Source organism: [Flexibacter] sp. ATCC 35208 (assembly GCF_001975825.1).
In the GTDB taxonomy this organism is placed as follows: Bacteria; Bacteroidota; Bacteroidia; order Chitinophagales; family Chitinophagaceae; genus Chitinophaga.
This window is the reverse complement of sequence record NZ_MTKN01000035.1, coordinates 21,979-40,314: the sequence shown is the minus strand read 5'-3', so window position 1 is coordinate 40,314 and position 18,336 is coordinate 21,979. Positions and strand designations below refer to the sequence as shown.

At 44.6% G+C, this 18,336-nt stretch carries 13 protein-coding genes; 10 read left to right on the top strand and 3 right to left on the bottom strand.

Annotated features, from left to right (window positions below; genetic code table 11):
- Positions 1-23 precede the first annotated feature (23 nt).
- From BW716_RS20960 to fabD, 3 genes are all read left to right on the top strand, one after another.
- The gene (locus BW716_RS20960; RefSeq protein ID WP_083725618.1) at positions 24-434 is read left to right on the top strand and encodes a 6-carboxytetrahydropterin synthase; all 411 of its coding nucleotides are present in this window, start codon (positions 24-26) and stop codon (positions 432-434) included.
- Positions 435-464: 30 nt separating this feature from the next.
- Positions 465-1,058 carry a GTP cyclohydrolase I FolE gene (folE, locus tag BW716_RS20955; RefSeq protein ID WP_083725616.1) on the top strand — a complete coding sequence of 198 codons (594 nt, stop codon included), beginning with the start codon at positions 465-467 and terminating at the stop codon, positions 1,056-1,058.
- 154 nt (positions 1,059-1,212) lie between these two features.
- Positions 1,213-2,106, top strand: a complete 894-nt coding sequence (gene fabD / locus BW716_RS20950) for an ACP S-malonyltransferase (RefSeq protein ID WP_083725687.1) — start codon at positions 1,213-1,215, stop codon at positions 2,104-2,106.
- A gap of 78 nt (positions 2,107-2,184) precedes the next feature.
- On the opposite strand, the gene BW716_RS20945 is transcribed toward fabD, so the two are convergent.
- Together BW716_RS20945 and BW716_RS20940 are read right to left on the bottom strand one after the other, a co-directional pair.
- Complete coding sequence (locus tag BW716_RS20945; RefSeq protein ID WP_083725614.1) at positions 2,185-3,030, bottom strand: GNAT family N-acetyltransferase; 846 nt, start codon at positions 3,028-3,030, stop codon at positions 2,185-2,187.
- A gap of 12 nt (positions 3,031-3,042) precedes the next feature.
- On the bottom strand, positions 3,043-3,495 hold the full coding sequence (locus tag BW716_RS20940) for a GNAT family N-acetyltransferase (protein ID WP_083725612.1): 453 nt from the start codon (positions 3,493-3,495) through the stop codon (positions 3,043-3,045).
- Positions 3,496-3,558: 63 nt separating this feature from the next.
- Here BW716_RS20940 and BW716_RS20935 point away from each other — a divergent pair, with 63 nt between their 5' ends.
- From BW716_RS20935 to BW716_RS20915, 5 genes are all read left to right on the top strand, one after another.
- Positions 3,559-4,047: a DinB family protein gene (locus BW716_RS20935; RefSeq protein WP_179091208.1), complete on the top strand. Its 489-nt coding sequence runs from the start codon at positions 3,559-3,561 to the stop codon at positions 4,045-4,047.
- A 186-nt stretch (positions 4,048-4,233) separates the two neighbouring features.
- A complete protein-coding gene (locus BW716_RS20930) occupies positions 4,234-4,929 on the top strand; it encodes an NUDIX domain-containing protein (protein ID WP_083725608.1) in 696 nt (231 codons plus the stop codon).
- Positions 4,930-4,940: 11 nt separating this feature from the next.
- Positions 4,941-5,150 (top strand): ArsR family transcriptional regulator, encoded by a 210-nt coding sequence (locus BW716_RS20925; RefSeq protein ID WP_083725606.1) that lies wholly within the window; start codon positions 4,941-4,943, stop codon positions 5,148-5,150.
- Between the two features lie 22 nt (positions 5,151-5,172).
- Positions 5,173-7,104, top strand: a complete 1,932-nt coding sequence (locus BW716_RS20920) for a tetratricopeptide repeat-containing sensor histidine kinase (protein WP_083725604.1) — start codon at positions 5,173-5,175, stop codon at positions 7,102-7,104.
- Positions 7,089-8,939 (top strand): hypothetical protein, encoded by a 1,851-nt coding sequence (locus tag BW716_RS20915; RefSeq protein ID WP_083725602.1) that lies wholly within the window; start codon positions 7,089-7,091, stop codon positions 8,937-8,939. The genes BW716_RS20920 and BW716_RS20915 overlap by 16 nt, the downstream gene beginning before the upstream one ends.
- A gap of 111 nt (positions 8,940-9,050) precedes the next feature.
- Here BW716_RS20915 and BW716_RS20910 read toward each other — a convergent pair whose 3' ends face one another.
- Complete coding sequence (locus BW716_RS20910) at positions 9,051-10,049, bottom strand: beta-ketoacyl-ACP synthase III (protein ID WP_083725600.1); 999 nt, start codon at positions 10,047-10,049, stop codon at positions 9,051-9,053.
- A 139-nt stretch (positions 10,050-10,188) separates the two neighbouring features.
- On the opposite strand from BW716_RS20910, the gene ruvA reads away from it, so the two are divergent.
- Positions 10,189-10,776, top strand: a complete 588-nt coding sequence (gene ruvA, locus BW716_RS20905) for a Holliday junction branch migration protein RuvA (protein WP_083725598.1) — start codon at positions 10,189-10,191, stop codon at positions 10,774-10,776.
- Between the two features lie 269 nt (positions 10,777-11,045).
- A complete protein-coding gene (gene sprA, locus BW716_RS20900) occupies positions 11,046-18,278 on the top strand; it encodes a cell surface protein SprA (protein WP_083725596.1) in 7,233 nt (2,410 codons plus the stop codon).
- Positions 18,279-18,336: the final 58 nt, after the last annotated feature.

Genomic DNA, 18,336 nt, shown 5'->3' with positions numbered 1-18,336 from the left:
TGCGGAAAATCGCAGCTAATCACATGATCTATTTAACGCGTGTGGAGAACTTCAATGCGGCACATAAATTATCAAATCCCGCCTGGAGTAAGGAAAAAAATAAAGAAGTGTTTGGAAAGTGTGCTAACGAGAATTGGCACGGTCATAATTATGAATTGCACGTTACGGTAAAAGGCAATCCTGATCCTGAAACAGGGTTTGTTTTTAATGCCAAAACACTGGGTAATTTAATCGAAGAATATGTGGTGGAAAAAGTAGACCACCGCAACCTCAATATGGATGTAGATTTCATGGCTGGTAAGTTCACCTCTGCGGAGAACCTGGCTATTGGGATCTGGGAGCAGCTGGCTCCGCACCTGCCGGAAAGCGTGCAGCTCCACTGCATCAAGTTGTACGAAACACCCCGTATCTATGTGGAATATTACGGAGGGTAGTCATTAATTGATCTTAAGTTTAAATAAGCAATGGCTTACAAGAAGGTTGAATCTTACGATGAGAAGGTAACTTCCGATCTTATCGAGCATTACAAAAATAGTATTTCCCTGTTGGGGGAGGATGTGGAAAGAGAAGGATTGCAAAAGACACCGGAAAGGGTAGCGAAAGCAATGCAGTACCTGACTACAGGTTATCAGCTGGATGCCAGAGAGATATTGAATAGCGCCAAATTCACAGAGTCATATAGTGAAATGGTCATTGTGAAAGATATCGAATTGTATTCCCTGTGTGAGCACCATATGTTGCCTTTCTTTGGTAAGGCGCACATCGCTTATATCCCTAACGGGTATATTACCGGTCTGAGCAAACTGGCCAGAGTGGTAGATGTATATGCCAGAAGACTACAGGTACAGGAGCGCATGACGCACCAGATCCTGGATGCTATTCAGGATACGTTGCAACCCCTGGGTGTGGCTGTGGTAATAGAGGCACAGCACCTGTGTATGATGATGAGAGGAGTGCAGAAGCAGAACTCGGTGACCACTACTTCCGCCTTTTCCGGGCAGTTTGAAGATGGCAGAACAAGAAGCGAGTTCATGCGGCTACTTGGTCATAGTATTTAAAAGTTAATTGGAACCCTCTCCCGGCGAGAGGGTTTTTTTATTGGATGCAAATTTTGATATATCACAAAGACTATGAATATTTGCAATCCTAATCACTGAGATATGTATTTAATGATAATACATATGTCTGATTGGCAACCGTAAATCAATGTACATGAAACAAGCTTACGTATTTCCCGGTCAGGGCGCTCAGTTCCCGGGTATGGGTAAAAACCTGTATGACACCAATCCAACTGCAAAAGAATTATTTGAGAAGGCGAACGAGATCCTCGGTTTTCGTATATCTGATGTAATGTTTACAGGTACTGACGAGGACCTGAAGCAAACCCGTGTAACACAACCGGCTGTATTTCTGCACAGTGTGATTGCATTTCTGTGTGGAGCCGAAGGTGCGAAGCCTGATATGGTGGCTGGTCACTCGCTGGGTGAGTTTTCATCGCTGGTAGCGAATGGTGCACTTACTTTTGAAGATGCGCTGAAACTGGTTTACATCAGGGCGACTGCTATGCAGAAGGCGTGTGAACAGAATCCTTCTACGATGGCGGCGGTATTGGGCCTGGAAGATGCGAAGGTGGAAGAAATTTGTAAAGCGGTGAGTGATGAAACCGGTGAGGTGGTAGTAGCGGCTAATTATAATTGTCCCGGTCAGCTGGTAATTTCCGGTTCACTGAAGGGGATTGAAGTGGCTTGTGAAAGAATGAAGGCAGCGGGTGCAAAACGTGCGCTGGTATTGCCTGTGGGTGGGGCTTTTCATAGTCCGCTGATGGCGCCGGCTAAGGAAGAGCTGAAGGCTGCGATAGAGAAGACGACATTTAATACGCCTAATTGTCCTGTGTACCAGAATGTGGTAGCGAAGGCGGTGAGTAATCCGGAGGAGATCAAGCAGAATCTGATTGATCAGTTGACAGGAGCGGTGAAGTGGACACAGTCAGTGCAGGCTATGGTGGCGGATGGAGCGACTAATTTTACAGAGGCAGGGCCTGGGAAGGTGCTGCAGGGGTTGATCCAGAAGATTCATAAAGAGGCTGTGGTAAACGGAATTAATTAAGCGTAATTCTATACAAATACAAAGAGCTTTTGCCGCAGGCAAAAGCTCTTTGTATTTTGGTGAGACCTGCAGCCGGCTTTATAAAGAGAGTTTCATTTCTTGTTGGGTAAGTATTTGAGACATGCCGATATGTGCTAAGAATTTTATAAGGCTTTCGTTTTTTTCATCCACATTAATAAGACTAAAAGGATTCCCTAGTGCCTCGGCCACCTGTTGTATTAAGGAGGTTCCGATCCCTTTTCGCCGCAAATCCTTTCGCACCCCTATCTGTCTTATCCGCCTGCTGGCAAGATATACACTGATATACCCTACTATTTCATTTTCAAAAATTGCTACCCACGTAGTAGTATATTGTTTCTCCCTTCTCAAACTCGCTATACTATTCGACCAGCTGGGTACCTGATCCGCAAAAGGAGCGAGTAAGATCTCAGGAGGCAAAACGCTTTTTTGAATAATAATCCCTTTTCTTTCTTTCTTTTTTAAAGGAATTTCCCCTTTAAAACACAAGAAATTCCTTTGCTGCTCAAACCCCGCATTTTCATAAGCTTTAATCGCTTTCTTATTACTGCCTATCACTTCCAGCAAGATCTTCTTCACCCCCTGCTCCTGGTATTTTGGTATAAAATACTCATATAATTCCTGTACCAAATGCTGCCCACGTGCCTGTGGAATTACGCCTGTCCCTCCATTGTACAACACTTCCGGACAGCTTTCATCCCTCCCATGCAATATAAACCCATACAACTCATCCCCCTGAAAAGCTCCTGCCGAGCAATCCAGCTGTATACTTTCTCCTGTCATTTTCTGCTGCAACAACGAAACTGTCAGTTGCATAGGAATGACATAATCACTAAAGGCTTCATTAAACACCTGGCAAAGTTGCCTGGTAGCAATACCGCGCAGGTGGTGGAATCTATAAAGCATAATCAAAGATGATTAAAAACTGATGCTGGCATTCCACCACTCAGGATCGAAGCTGGCATCGTATTTTTTATAAAAATTAATAGCCGGTTCATTCCATTCCAGTACCTGCCAAACCATGCCGTTGTAATTTTGGGTCCTTGCTTCTTCCAACAGCTTGTCAAACAGCATTTTACCAATCCCCTTGCCCCTATAGCTTTCTGTCACCAGCAGGTCTTCCAGGTACATACGACAACCTTTCCAGGTAGAATAGCGGATGTAATAGAGGGCAAACCCAATGATCTGATCTCCATCTACAGCTGCAAAAGCTTTCCAGACAGGGCTTTTTCCAAATCCGGCATCAGTGAACTGTTCTAGTGTTACGGTCACTTCATGTGGTGCTTTCTCGTATTCCGCCAGTTCCCTGATCAGTTCCAATAAGCGTGGGCAATCCTCTATTCGTACATTCCTGATGGTAATGGGTGTCATATATATTTTTACTGTTGTATAAAATTTCGGTATTTTGTTGAAGGTAATAAAAACTCAATAATATTGAAGGAAGTCGTACTCAATCTGGCTGGTTACCACCTTTGGGCCAATCAGCGCTTAGTGACGGTACTGAAAAAGCTAACGGAAGCGCAGCTGGATCAGGAGGTTGTGAGTAGTTTTCCCAGCATACGCCAGACGGTGTATCATGTGTGGGATGCGGAAAGTGTGTGGAAGCAACGAATAGAGTTGGTGGAGCAGACGCAGAAGCCGGCACCTAAGTTTCAGGGTACATTTGAGGTGGCTTGTGATGAGTGGCTCACTATATCCCGGCAATTGCTGGAAATGGTGCAGCAGATCAACCCCGTAAAATTACCCCATACGGTAGCTTATTACAACAGCCAGAAACAATATGGTAAATTAACCGTTATAGAAATACTGATGCACGTTTTCAATCATGCTACTTATCACCGGGGCCAGTTGGTCACACTATTACGACAGGTCGGTGTGACGAAGATTCCGGGTACTGATTATAGCGAATACGCGAAGAAATAGCTATACCAGTCCAATATTGGCAGCGCATCCACGTGGCTGTCGTTTTAGTAAAAGTTATTTCTGGTGCCGGAAGTAGCAGGAAAATGTAGCATCTTTGCAGCTAATAGATGAAAAACAACAGGGTTCACGGTCTTGCCAGCTGCAATAACTAAGAGGGCCGTCAACCACGCAGACAATTAATTTTCAATGAGTGCACAATCATTTTATGCAAATGTTCCTCAGCACCTGGTAGCAGTAGACTGTATAATTTTTGGGTTTGAAAATGGAAGGCTGAAATTACTGATCATGCAGCGAAAAGTAGATCCCATGCAGGGAGACTGGTCACTGATGGGAGGTTTTCTTCAGAAAGATGAAAGTGTAGACGATGCTGCTGCCCGCGTACTGAAACAAACCACGGGATTGGAAAACATTTACATGGATCAATTAGGGTGTTATGGAGATGTAGGGCGCGATTCAGGTGCAAGAGTGATCTCGATGGCTTACTATGCGTTGATCCGCATTACAGAGCAGGAGCATGTTCCTTCGCAGACGTATAGTGCGCACTGGCTGGAACTGCATCAAATTCCTAACCTGATCTTTGACCACAGGCAAATGATCGCCGATGCCCTGAAGAAACTGCGTGACAATGCGCACTTTCATCCCATCGGTTTTGAACTGCTGCCGGAGAAATTTACTTTGTCACAGCTACGCAGCTTGTATGAAGAGATCTTTCAACATGAGCTGGACAAACGCAACTTCAGAAAGAAGATCCTCTCCATGAATATATTGGAAAAACTGGAAGAAAAGGACAAAACCACCTCCAAGAAAGGTGCACACCTATACCGGTTTGATAAACTGAAATACGAAGAACTAAAGACGAGAGGACTGGTATTTGAAATCTAAACCAGCAGAATATGAAAAAGGAAACGAACGATGTGCCAAAGCCAGCAAAGTTTTGTTATGAGCACATTGGCGGTAAACTGGGAGAATTGCTGGCAGCCGCCTTTATAGAAAAAGGTTGGATTGCAAAGGATGGTGCTGACAATAAACATTTTTACATTACCCCAACAGGGGTGCAGGCCTTGACAAAAATGGGCATAGACCTGTCCCTTATAAAATCGTGATAGCTTTTTAGCTACAAGGCATTTGATCTCCGGGAACTATAAAGGGAAACTATTTTACAGTGTAGTAGTGGCTGTCGGACTCCTTGTTCGCTGTGAAGGGGCTTTTGGCCAGATTCAGCAACTAAAAAATACCTTGCCTGTTACCAAAGACAGTGTCGTTTATTCCCGCATATTAATAGCACTTGCACAGAAATACCAGAACCGCCAGCTGGATACCTGTTTTCAATACCTGACCATGGCCAGAGGCGTAACCAAGCGCATTGGCTTTAAGTGGGGAGAAGCAGAAGTATACAGGGGACTGGGAGGATATTATGCCTATCGCGACAATAGTTATCTCTCCTTTCGTTTTTACCTCGATGCATTAAAACTGTTCAGAGAACTGAAAGATAGCACTGGTATGACCCTCGTAAATATTAAACTTGGGGTGTACCAGCATTACCAGGGCCAGCATAAAGAAGCAGAAGATTACATCAAACAGGCGCTGAACATGGCCATGCGCATGCGTAATGATAGTGTGATGTCCGCAGTAATGGCGAATTACTATTTCATTTATCGCAACGATACGCCACATATGGCACTGGCCAGTCAATACCTCTCCAATGCTTATCAGCTGGCTATGAAAGGTGGGCATACCCGTATGATCATTTATACTGGGTTGCTACAGGCGGATGAAATTTATGATAAAGGAGATACTGCATTAGCTGTGTCTAAAGTACAGGACCTGGTGCGAATAGCATTGAAAAAAGGATTCCTTTATCATGCCCTCTATGGTTATGCACAGTTAGCAGATTATAGTATACAACGACATAGTGCAGACTCCATGATCTATCAGAAAGAAGTGATCAGACTAGGGCTGGAAGGTGGTTACAGGGAAATTGTATTGCCAGTGGTAGCGAAGTTTTATCGCTATTATGAACTGCGGCATCAGACAGCAGCAGCAAATTATTATGCGGATCTGATGGCTGATATTACGGAGTTGTATGAACAAAGCCGTTCGCAGGGTGAACAGGATTACATGGATTATTACCTGCAGGAAAAACAACTACGACAATTACAATTGCAACACGATTTTCAGCAACAACAACTGGATAGAAAATCCCTGGAAGCAAGGATCCGTTATCTCGTTATCGTTTGTTTGATCGTATTGTTAGTGCTGCTGGTTTTGTTGCTGCTGGATATCAACCGCTCTCATCGCAGTTCCCATAAGAATGCAGGTCGTCTGCGGGAAATGAATAAACAGATCAGTGAAAAAAATGCACTGTTACGTACACATGATGATTTCAAGAACAAACTGATCTCTCTCATTGCACATGATTTTCGTTCTCCATTGATTCAGATTATTGAGATTACTGCTTACCTGCAACAAGGTGCTTTCTCTGTACAGGAAGCTGCTGCGTTGTTCAGACGATTGGAGAATAATGCAGAAAATACCTTGCAGATCTTTGAGAATATTCTTCGCTGGATCAGGACCCAGCTCAGTGGTTTTGTGTATCAGCCATTGCCCTGTACACCTGCTGATCTGATCAAAGAAGCGATGGATGGTATGAAAGAAGAAATGCTGGAAAAGCAGGTACAGGTGATAATACAGGTGCCTCCTCATATACAGGTATTGGCAGATAAAGAGATGTTGCAGTTTGTACATCGAAACCTGGTGCACAATGCGATTAAGTTTAGTCCGGCGAGAGGTACGATTGCCCTTACTGCTACTACCAGTAATGGTGTTGTAACTGTGAGCATCGCCGATGAAGGGAAAGGAATTGGGGAAGAAATGAAGGATCGGCTATTTGAATACCGCCCTGAAAAGAAAGGAACACAACAATCCAGGGGAGGTGCAGGATTAGCACTGATCATCTGCAAGGATTTTATGGATAAAATGGGTGGAACGATCGTAGCAGAAAATCGTTCGGATAAAGGAAGTACATTTTCATATACATTACCGTGTTTAAAAAATTAATCGTCATATTGCTCCTTATCACGCAGGTGGTGTGTGCTCAAAAGAGCGCCGTACAGCAACTGCGCCAGCGACTGGTGGCGGAGGAGGATAGTACGGTGTACACGGATGTATTGAATGAACTGAGTATGAAGTGGCACCTGAGCAATGCAGATAGTTGTTTCTGGTATGCCGTGCAGGCAAGGGACCTGGCGAACAGATTGAACTACCGGAAAGGTGTGGCAGATGCTTTAAATAATCTCAGTATTGCCTATGCACTCAAGGCAAACATGAAGCAGGCCATTGAATACGAAAGCAAAGCACTGGTATACTACAGGCAACTGGAAGATAACAGCAATACCTGCCAGGTGCTTATGAACATGAGTATATTCCATAGTATGGCAGGCATGAATGAAACAGGGGAGCAATACCTGTATCAGGCCATGGATATAGGAAAGAAGCTGGTATATGATTCGATTTATAGCCTGGTGCTCATTAATTATGCAACGCGGTTCGACAATGATTCCACGCGCAGAGATTCTGTGCAATGGGCGATCCGGCAAGCAAAAAAGATTGCAGGTCATTATGCAGGATGTGCCAGAGATCTGTATTTAATACATGCATTCGAAGCCGATAATTTGTTCAGAAAAGGAGAACAGGCAAAAGCTGTGGCATGGATCAATTCACTGGCCACACAAGCGCAGAAAGAAGGATTGATCTATGTCGCGATCGACATTTTGCAGCACATTGAAAATTATTACAACTCAGGGTATCAGCTGGATGTCATTCCTTACAAAGAAAAGATCTATGCCCTGGGCAAAATAGCCGGTTATACAGACCTCATGTTGCCACAGGTGATCAGCATTTACCGCTATTATACAAAGGTGCACAATGCCCCGAAAATGGCAGAATATGGGCATGAACTCTGGACCCTCACTGACAGGCAGGAGGTGATGAAAGATAGCCGGCATGTGAATTACCTGGATTATTTTCTGAAAGAACAGGAGCTGAATGAATGGCATCTCAGTAATAAAGTGCAAACGGAAAAGCTGGCGAGGGCCAATACACAAAGGTTAGCGAGACGAAAACTGATTGCTTTTTTGCTGGGGGTATTAATGATATTGGGTGGGTTTACATTTACCCGTTATCGCAGCTATCGGTACCTGCGGCAACAGGAGGAACTGCTGGCAAATATGAATGCGGAAATCTCGGACAAGAACAGGCAGTTGCAGGTGCAGGATGATTTTAAAAACAAGCTCATCTCTGTAGTAGCACATGATTTCAGGGAGCCGTTACAGAATATTATCAGGGTGTCTGCTTTATTTAGAAATGGAGATGCAGATCCGGTGTTGCGACAGCAACTGATGCGGGATACGGAGAACAGCAGCAGGAAGACGCTGGAAATCTTTGATAATATCCTGCGATGGATCAAGTCACAATTATCCGGTTTTGTGTATGCTCCGGCGCCTTGTGATCTAAGGGAAATGTTCACCGGGGTATTGACAGATATTCCGGAAGGATTGCAGGTAGCAGGAGATTGTGAGATGTTGCACTTTGTACACAGAAGTTTATTGCAGGGTGCTGCTACGCTTGGGAAAGATATAAAAGTAGTGGCAACGCAGGAAGCAGACAGGGTGAAGGTGATGGTGATCAGTACTCCGACAGTACTGACGGCACAGCAGGCCACTGGTTTGTTTGCGTACGAAGATGCGGTGTATAGTGTACAGGGAGAAGGGGAGGAGCTGGCAATGCGGTTTATAATCTGTAAAGATTTTATGGATAAGATGGGTGGGCAGATTTGGGCAAATGTAGCAGGTGAGCAACTGCAATTAATTTATGCACTGCCCTCATTTAGTTAAAAATGAATCATTTAAAAAATAACCGCTGTTGATTGTTGATACCTATGGCATCAGCAATCAACAGCGGGGGGGAAAATGGCTTGTGTGGCCAACTATAAAAATCGTAATTTATTATTTGGTATCGTACGCCCACTTCAAATAGGTGGCACCCCAGGTGAATCCACCACCAAAAGCAGCTAATACGAGGTTATCTCCTTTCTTCAGTTGTTTCTCATAGTCCCAGAGACATAGCGGCAATGTACCAGCGGTCGTATTACCATAACGCTGAATATTCATCATCACTTTTTCTTCTGGCAGACCCATGCGGTGAGCGGTAGCATCGATAATACGCTTATTGGCCTGGTGCGGTACCAGCCATGCGATATCATTGGAAGTCAGGTTATTGCGATCCATGATTTCAGCAGCAGCGTCTGCCATGTTGGCTACAGCATATTTGAATACCATTTTACCTTCCTGGTACACATAGTGTTCGCGGTTAGTAACGGTTTCGATAGAAGCAGGCTTAGCAGAACCACCTGCCTTCATGTGCAGGTACTCACGGCCATGGCCATCGCTTTTCAGCACGCTGTCTATCAGGCCATAACCTTCCTCATTAGCTTCCAGCAGAACGCCGGCGCCGCCATCACCAAATATGATGCAGGTAGTACGGTCAGTATAGTCAATGATGGAGCTCATTTTGTCTGCACCGATCACCATTACTTTCTTATAACGTCCACTTTCTATGAAACGGGCGCCTGTATCCAGCGCATAGAGGAAACCGGAGCAGGCTGCAGCGATGTCGAAACCGAAGGCATTCTTTGCACCGATCTTGTCGGCTACGATATTCGCTGTGGCAGGGAATACCATGTCGGGAGTGACAGTAGCTACAATAATGAGGTCAATATCAGCAGGTGTGATCCCCCTTTTACGGCATATTTCCAGCGCTACAGGTACGCATAACTCAGAAGTCCCTTTCCCCTCGCCTTTCAGAATTCTTCTTTCTGTAATTCCTGTACGGGTGATGATCCATTCATCAGTAGTATCAACCAGCTTTTCCAGCTCTTTGTTAGAGAGAACGTAATCCGGTACATACCCACCTACCGCAGTAATAGCGGCCGTTATTTTGTTCATATTAATAAAATAGATGTTTTAACAGGCCGTAAAAATACATAAGAATTTGGAAATGTAGCTTATAAGCCAAAATACCCGTCTCCCATCTTCCCAAAAATCCTTAGGTTTGCCAACAAATTAGAATCCTGAATAATCCTGTATGATTGCTTACCTAAACGGAAAACTGTCCTATAAATCCCCTGCCATGGTACATTTAGATGTTCAGGGGGTAGGATATGAAGTTCAGATCAGTTTAAATACGTACTCCCGCATACAGGGTCTGGACGGTTGTAAATTGCTGACATATCTCCATATAAAAGAAGACGCCCACACATTATACGGCTTTTTCGACGATGCGGAGCGCCAGATATTTCTTTTGCTGATAGGTGTATCCGGCATCGGTGCCAACACTGCCCGGATGATGTTATCTTCCTTACAACCAGAAGATATTCAACGTGCTATCGCTATGGAGAATGCAAAGATGTTGGAGAGCATTAAAGGAATTGGCACTAAAACAGCTCAAAGGGTCATCCTTGAGTTAAAAGATAAGATCAAAAAGCAAAAAGACATTGGCCATCAAATATCTGTAGCTGTAAACAATACAATGCAGGAAGATGCGTTAAATGCATTAGTCACGTTGGGAATAGCCCGTAATGTAGCAGAACAGGCTATAAACAAAGTACTGAAAGCAGAACCACAATTGCAGGATTTAGAAGGACTGATCAAAAAGTCGTTAAAAAGTCTGTAAGCGTAGCACCTATTAAAGCTGGATTTTTATTTTTAATTATAGCTGCCGGCTGCCAGGTCAAGTTGGCCCGCCTGCGCTATGAAATAAGTACTGAGCAGGACCACTATTGCAAATTCTGGAAGGAAAAAGACTGTACGGTACTGAAAGCAAAACCACTATGTCAGATCTGAAATGACCATAGTAACCCTTCATTTTCAATAAGATGGGTTATTAGGGGGAGTTACAGGTCTGTATACTTTTACCCTGACCTCTATTAAAACCTATTTCTCTTGTCAAGGAAGACAAATTATGGTGCTATAGCAGTAATAGGAGTCGCTTCCTTTTTTATTGTTAATACTGCAGCAAGGAATCGTTCGGGTTATAGCAGCGATATTTATAAACAACACTGGCAACCAAAAGATACTGTCGGTAAAGATACCACGGTGAAAGATACTGTTAAACGGGATACCCTCAAGTACCCCATCAAAGACAGATTCGGCACCCGTATTACTGATCCTGTACGCAATGAAATCGATCTCAAAGATCCTAAGAATATCTCTCAGTCAGTTGATTATGATCCTGTTACCAAAGAATACACGGTATCAGAAAAGATAGGCGATCACTATTACCGCAACCCTACTCTCCTCAGCTTCGAAGAATTCAACAGGTTACAGGCACAGAAAAGTGAGCAGGATTACTGGCAGAAAAGAGCCAGCACCCTGGGCTCCCTGAATCAGAAGAATTCGGGACCCGAATTGTATAAAGGCAGTAAACTGTTTGACAGGATCTTTGGGGGGAGTAAAGTGGATATCCGCCCTCAGGGTAGCCTTGAACTGACCTTCGGTTACCAGGGGCAGAATATCAAAAACCCGGTACTCACCGAACAAGCCAGGAAAACCGGCGGTTTCGATTTTGATATGAACATCAATATGAACCTGACGGGTAAGATCGGCGATAAACTGAAAATTACTACTAACTATAACACACAATCCACCTTTGATTTTGAAAACCAGATCAAACTGGAATATACCGGCTACGACGATGAAATCATTAAAAAGATAGAAGCCGGTAACGTGAGTTTTCCACTCCGCAGCACCCTCATTTCAGGGGTGCAATCACTGTTTGGTATCAAAACCCAGTTGCAGTTTGGCCGACTCACCGTCACCTCCGTTCTCTCTAACCAGAAATCCCAGAAGCAAAACCTCCTCATCAAAGGTGGTACACAGGTACAGGATTTCACGATCAGGGCAGACGAATATGAAGATAACCGGCACTTCCTGCTCGGACAGTTCTTCCGCGATACATTTAACTACAGCATGAGCAACCTGCCGGTGATCAAATCACTGTCGTATATCAACCGTATTGAAGTATGGGTAACCAATAAAACCGGTGCCACTACCAATACCCGCGACATCGTCGGTTTGATGGACTTAGCAGAATATGCGCCTTATAATCAGACGGTTACGGTAACTCCCGGGGCTCATCTGCCAGCGAATGGAACGAACAACCTCTACACCAATGTGATCTCTGATGCCGCCAGCCGGTATACGGGAACGGTGGTCAGCCGGTTACAATCCATGGGATTACTGGGAGTGCAGGAATATGAAAAAACCTTTGCCCGTAAGCTCGATTCCTCAGAATATACCCTGAACCGACAGCTGGGTTTCATCTCCCTTAACCAACAGTTACAGGCCGATGAAGTACTGGCAGTCGCTTATCAATATACTTACAATGGCCGTGTATACCAGGTCGGTGAATTCTCACAGGATGTACCGCCAGATCAGAATAATAGCGCGAACCAGAAGATCCTCTTCCTCAAACTCCTGAAAGCAACCTCCGCCAGACCCAATCTTCCTATCTGGGACCTGATGATGAAAAACATCTACTCCACAGGTGCTTACCAGATCAATAAGGCTGACTTTAGTCTGGATATTTACTATAAAGATCCAGGTACTGAAACACGTACACCCAGTGATAAACGCTATCTGCCGGATGCGACAGGGCAGTGGGCTGGTGCGCCATTGATCTCCGTTCTGAACCTGGATAGATTGAATAACCAGAATGACCCGCAACCGGATGGGGTGTTTGACTATGTGGAAGGATATACCATCAACTCCAATACAGGACGTGTGATGTTCCCACAACTGGAACCTTTTGCACAGGGTATCCAGAAAGCCTTTGGTGGAAACCCGGCATTGGAGAAACAATATATGTTCAAGGTGTTGTATGACTCCATCAAGGTTGTCGCACAACAGTTCCCGCAATTAAACCGCTATCTCTTAAAGGGTACTTATAAATCCAGTAACTCTTCCGAAATTCAGTTAGGTGGTTACAACATTCCGCAGGGTTCGGTAACTGTAACTGCGGGTGGACAGTTGCTCCGTGAAAACGTTGACTACATTATTGACTATAACCTGGGTCGTATCAAGATCGTGAACTCAGGTGTGCTGGCTTCCGGGCAGGCGATCAATGTACAGTTTGAAAACAATGCTTCATTTGGAACACAGGTGCGTAACTACTTTGGTACCCGTTTCGACTATGTGGTCAATGACAAACTGAGTGTAGGTTCTACCATCGCCCGTATGAGTGAGCGACCTTACTATCAGAAAGTAAACTACGGAGAAGACCCGATCAAGAACACGGTGATCGGCTTCGATGTGAACTATAATTCTCCTTCCAAAGCACTGACACGCCTCCTGAATAAACTGCCGAACTTTAATAGTACCACCCCTTCCAACATTATGTTCACAGGTGAGGTGGCTAAGTTATTCCCAGGCCACAGCAAACTGGTAAATGCAGCAGGTAGTAGTCAGGGACAGGTATACATCGATGACTTTGAAGGTTCACAGAGTGGTTATGACCTGAAGTATCCGGCTACCAGCTGGGCACTGGCATCTACCCCTTCACAGGCAAGTGATAGCAGCGGTGTTACATTGTTCCCGGAATCAGAGGCAAATAACCAGCTCAGGTATGGTGCAAACAGGGCAAAATTAGCCTGGTACATTATCGAACCTACGCTGCAGATCCCGAATTCATCTGGTTTGCCTGATGGTATTACTAAAACAGTGCAGTCTGATCATCGTACCCGTTTGGTGTATCAGCAGGAAATATTCCCGAATAAGTCCACCGATTTCGGTCAGGCACAGTTAAGTACCCTTGACTTAGCCTATTATCCTACAGAAAGAGGTCCTTACAACTTTACTGCGGGAAGGGATAGTGTGGATGCAAATGGTAAACTGAGAGATCCACAGAAGAAATGGGGTGGTATCATGCGTGCACTGGACAACAGTGACTTTGAAACCAGCAACGTAGAGTTCATCGAATTCTGGATCCAGGATCCTTTTATCGATAATATAAATAGTACAGGTGGTCAGTTGTATTTCAACCTCGGTAATATATCTGAAGACGTACTGAAGGACTCTCATAAATTCTTCGAGAATGGTATGCCGGATCCTACTACTGGTCTGGACAAAGTTGACTCTACTGAATGGGGACGTCAGCCTAAATTCCAACAGCAGATCACCCAGGCATTCGACAATGACCCTGCCATCCGTAAATACCAGGACGTTGGTTATGATGGTCTGGAAAGTAGTTATGAACAGACATACTACAAAGATTACCTGACCAGGCTGGCGGCTAACTTTGGTACTGCTTCTGTCATCTACCAACAGGCTGCCAGGGATGCTGCGAACGATGACTACAAACACTACCGTGATTATGATAGCGGCAACATCCTGATCCGTTACAAGAGATACAGCAACCCTGAAGGTAACTCACCTGTATCTAATAATTCCACTTACTCCATGGCAGCGACAAACATTCCTGAAACAGAAGATCTGAACAGGGATAACACGCTGAATGAAACAGAAGAATACTTCCAGTATAGAGTGAACCTGCGTCCAAACATGGCAGTAGGTACCAACAACATTGTGGATAAGATTCAGGCAGATGTAACACTGGCAGATGGTAGAAAGACAACTGAAACCTGGTACCAGTTCAAAGTGCCGATTGATAAATATGATAAGAAAGTAGGCGCTATTCCTGACTTCAAGTCCATCCGCTTTATGCGTATGTTCCTCACGAACTTCCAGGACTCTGTTGTAGTACGTTTTGGTAAACTGCAACTGGTGCGTAACCAATGGCGTCAGTACAATTATAAACTGCAGGCAGGTGATCCTGTTCCGAACGATGGGAACACTTCTTTCAACCTGACTGCCGTAAATATCGAAGAGAACTCTTCACGTAAACCTATTAATTATGTACTGCCTCCTGGCGTAACACGTCAGAATACTGTGAGTACCAACAATACCACCCTACAGCTGAATGAACAATCCATGTCAATACAGCTCACTGGCTTGGAAGATGGCGATAGCCGTGGTGTAACGAAGAACCTGGGTATGGACCTGCGTCAGTACAAGCACTTACAAATGTACCTGCATGCTGAAGCAATAGAAGATCAGAACTCACTGAAAGATGGCGAACTGAGAGCAATTGTGAGGATCGGTAGTGACTTCGTTGAAAACTATTACGAGTACGAGGTGCCATTGAAAGTGTCTACCTGGGATCAGCCAAATAACCCGACTAATATCTGGCCGGAAGTGAATGATATGGACATCCTCCTGAGCAAACTGACCGATCTGAAATTGCGTCGTAATAATTGCGCTAGCTGTAATGCACTGGTGAAATATACAGAGTCTGACGGTACGAATTATATGAGCGTAATCGGTAATCCGAATCTGGGTGATGTACGTACCATCCTGTTGGGGGTAACGAATCCAAAGGATAATGGATTGAAGAAGAGTGGTGAGGTTTGGTTCAATGAATTGCGATTGACAGGGCTGGATGAAAAAGGTGGTTATGCAGGTATGGGTAGACTGGATCTGCAACTGGCGGACCTGGGTACTGTCACGGTTTCAGGTAATATGCATACTGCCGGATTTGGTAACCTGGATCAACGTGTGAACGAACGCTTCAGAGATAACTATACACAATACGATGCTGCTGCAAACCTTGACTTAGGTAAACTCTTACCAAAGAAAATGGGCCTGGTCATTCCTGTATATGCAGGTTACTCAAGAGCCGTGAGCCGTCCGGAATATGATCCGTATGACCTCGACATCAAGCTGAAAGATAAAATGCGTATGGCGAAGTCTGACTATGAGCGTGACTCCATCCGCAAGGCTGCAGAAACCTTTACCTCTATCAAGAGTCTGAACTTTACCAACATCCGCAGGGTGAATCCGAATAGAAAGAAATTTCACCTGTGGGATCTGGAAAACTTCGACATCAGTTATTCATTCTCTCAGTCATTGGCCCACTCACCGATCATTGAAAATGACGTGCTCACCAAGCACAGAGGTGGCTTAGGATATACCTTTACCGGTCAGCCAAAATATGTGACGCCGTTCAAAAAACTCTTCAAGACGAAAACGAAATGGCTGGATCTGGTGAAAGACTTTAACTTCAACTATGTACCTTCTCTGCTTAGTTTCAGGGCAGACATCACCAGACAGTTTGGTGCAACACGTATCAGAAACGTTGGTGGTGATGGTACGTTTAAGTTACCGGAAACATATAACAAGTACTTCACGTTCGACAGGTATTATGGTGTGAAATGGGACCTGACCAGGAGTATCAGTCTTGACTTCAACGCGGTGAACAACGCACGTATCGATGAGCCAACAGGCAGGTTGAACACTGCAGCAAAGAAAGATACCATGTGGCGTAACTTCTTTAAACTGGGTAGAACAACGAACTACTATCATTCTGCGAACATCACTTATACACTGCCTACTGCCAAACTGCCACTGACCAGCTGGACGAATGTAGCATTGGGGTATAGCTTTGACTATCGCTGGACGGGTGCTTCATTACTCGCTAAATACCTGGGTAATGCCATCGAGAATACACAGAACAAAACCGTGATGGCAGAGTTCAAATTCTCTGATCTGTATAACCGGTCTAAGTTCCTCCGACAGTTTAGTACATCGACGACGAAGCGACCGCAAAACAATAATAATAGTAAACAGCCACCAGGCAAAAATCAGCCTGCAGCACCAGCCAATGCTGATGTAGAGATATCCCCCATTCTGAAAGCAGTGATGAAACCACTGTTGATGTTGAAACGCATCAATGTGGATTACTCAGAAAACAGTGGTACGAAGTTGCCGGGTTATATAGATAGTACGAAGGCATTGGGTATGAACTGGGCACACTTTACTCCGGGCTTAGGTTTTGTGACTGGACAGCAACCGACAAAAGCATGGTTGGATGACTTTGCAAAGAAAGGGTTGATCACACCAGATACCACCTTCAACGTACAGTTCCAGCAGCAGTTCACACAACGACTGCAGGTGCAGGCACAGCTGGAGCCATATAACGACTGGCGTATAGATCTGAGTATGACCAAGTCATTTACAAAGACACATACGGAGCTGTTTAAGAACATGGATTCTGCAGGGTACCAACACCTCACCCCATATGATGCGGGTGGATTTGAGATCTCTTATGTAGCTGTGAAGACGATGTTTGGTAAGATAGATTCAGAGACGGGAACGACAACCACTTTCCAGGACTTTGAACGTTATCGTAAAACGATCTCTAACCGGTTGGCGGCATCTAATCCTTATAATAGCATTCCTGGTACACCCACGTACAATACTAAGGATCCTGAGTATCGATATGGTTATAGCCGTTATGCACAGGATGTGTTGATTCCCGCCTTCCTTGCAGCATATACTGGTAAGGATCCGGAAAAGATTGGATTGTTGAAGAATGGTGGTCCTGCAAATGTGCGTAGTAATCCATTTAGTAATTATATACCTCGTCCAAACTGGCGGGTGACCTACAATGGTCTGGCTAAGTTAGATCCGTTCAAGAACTTCTTTACGAACTTCTCTATCACACATGCATATGTAGGTTCCCTGAGCATGAGTTCTTACAACTCTGCGTTGTTATATGAAGATCCAAGACTGGCAGGTTACCCGGGATTCATTGATACGGTGTCTGGTAACTACATTCCTTACTTCCTGGTACCGAACCTGACCATGACAGAGCAGTTTGCACCATTGATCGGGGTGGATATGACATTTACCAGCAGCCTGAACCTGCGTGTGGAATTTAAGAAGAGCCGTTCACTGAGTTTGAGTCTGATCGATTACCAATTGACCGAGCTGCGCTCTACAGAGATCACGATGGGTGGTAGCTATCGTATCAGGAATGTGAAGTTTAAGTTCTTTGGTGAACAGACGGGTAAGAAGGTATCGAATGATATGAACTTCAGATTGGATTTGAGTTTGCGTGATGATAAGACAGTGAATAATAAACTGGATGCGGACCTGGTGATACCGACCAGTGGACAGAAGGTAATAGGAATAGCGCCGTCCATAGATTATGTGGTGAATAATAGATTGAACTTACGGTTCTTCTATGACCGAAGGCAGACGATACCGGTGATCTCTACAGCATACCCGATAGTGAGCACGAGAGGGGGATTGACATTAAGATTTATGCTCGCCCAATAAATGCCGGTCGCCGGTCACATAATAAAAAAGCTTATGTCTTACGGCATAAGCTTTTTTT

What these genes read in the sequence shown, in the direction of transcription:
- BW716_RS20960 (WP_083725618.1), top strand. Translation starts at nt 24, where the DNA reads ATGATCTATTTAACGCGTGTGGAGAACTTCAATGCGGCACATAAATTA.
- BW716_RS20910 (WP_083725600.1), bottom strand. Translation starts at nt 10,049, where the DNA reads ATGAACAAAATAACGGCCGCTATTACTGCGGTAGGTGGGTATGTACCG.
- BW716_RS20945 (WP_083725614.1), bottom strand. Translation starts at nt 3,030, where the DNA reads ATGCTTTATAGATTCCACCACCTGCGCGGTATTGCTACCAGGCAACTT.
- BW716_RS20930 (WP_083725608.1), top strand. Translation starts at nt 4,234, where the DNA reads ATGAGTGCACAATCATTTTATGCAAATGTTCCTCAGCACCTGGTAGCA.
- BW716_RS20940 (WP_083725612.1), bottom strand. Translation starts at nt 3,495, where the DNA reads ATGACACCCATTACCATCAGGAATGTACGAATAGAGGATTGCCCACGC.
- fabD (WP_083725687.1), top strand. Translation starts at nt 1,213, where the DNA reads ATGAAACAAGCTTACGTATTTCCCGGTCAGGGCGCTCAGTTCCCGGGT.
- BW716_RS20925 (WP_083725606.1), top strand. Translation starts at nt 4,941, where the DNA reads ATGAAAAAGGAAACGAACGATGTGCCAAAGCCAGCAAAGTTTTGTTAT.
- folE (WP_083725616.1), top strand. Translation starts at nt 465, where the DNA reads ATGGCTTACAAGAAGGTTGAATCTTACGATGAGAAGGTAACTTCCGAT.
- ruvA (WP_083725598.1), top strand. Translation starts at nt 10,189, where the DNA reads ATGATTGCTTACCTAAACGGAAAACTGTCCTATAAATCCCCTGCCATG.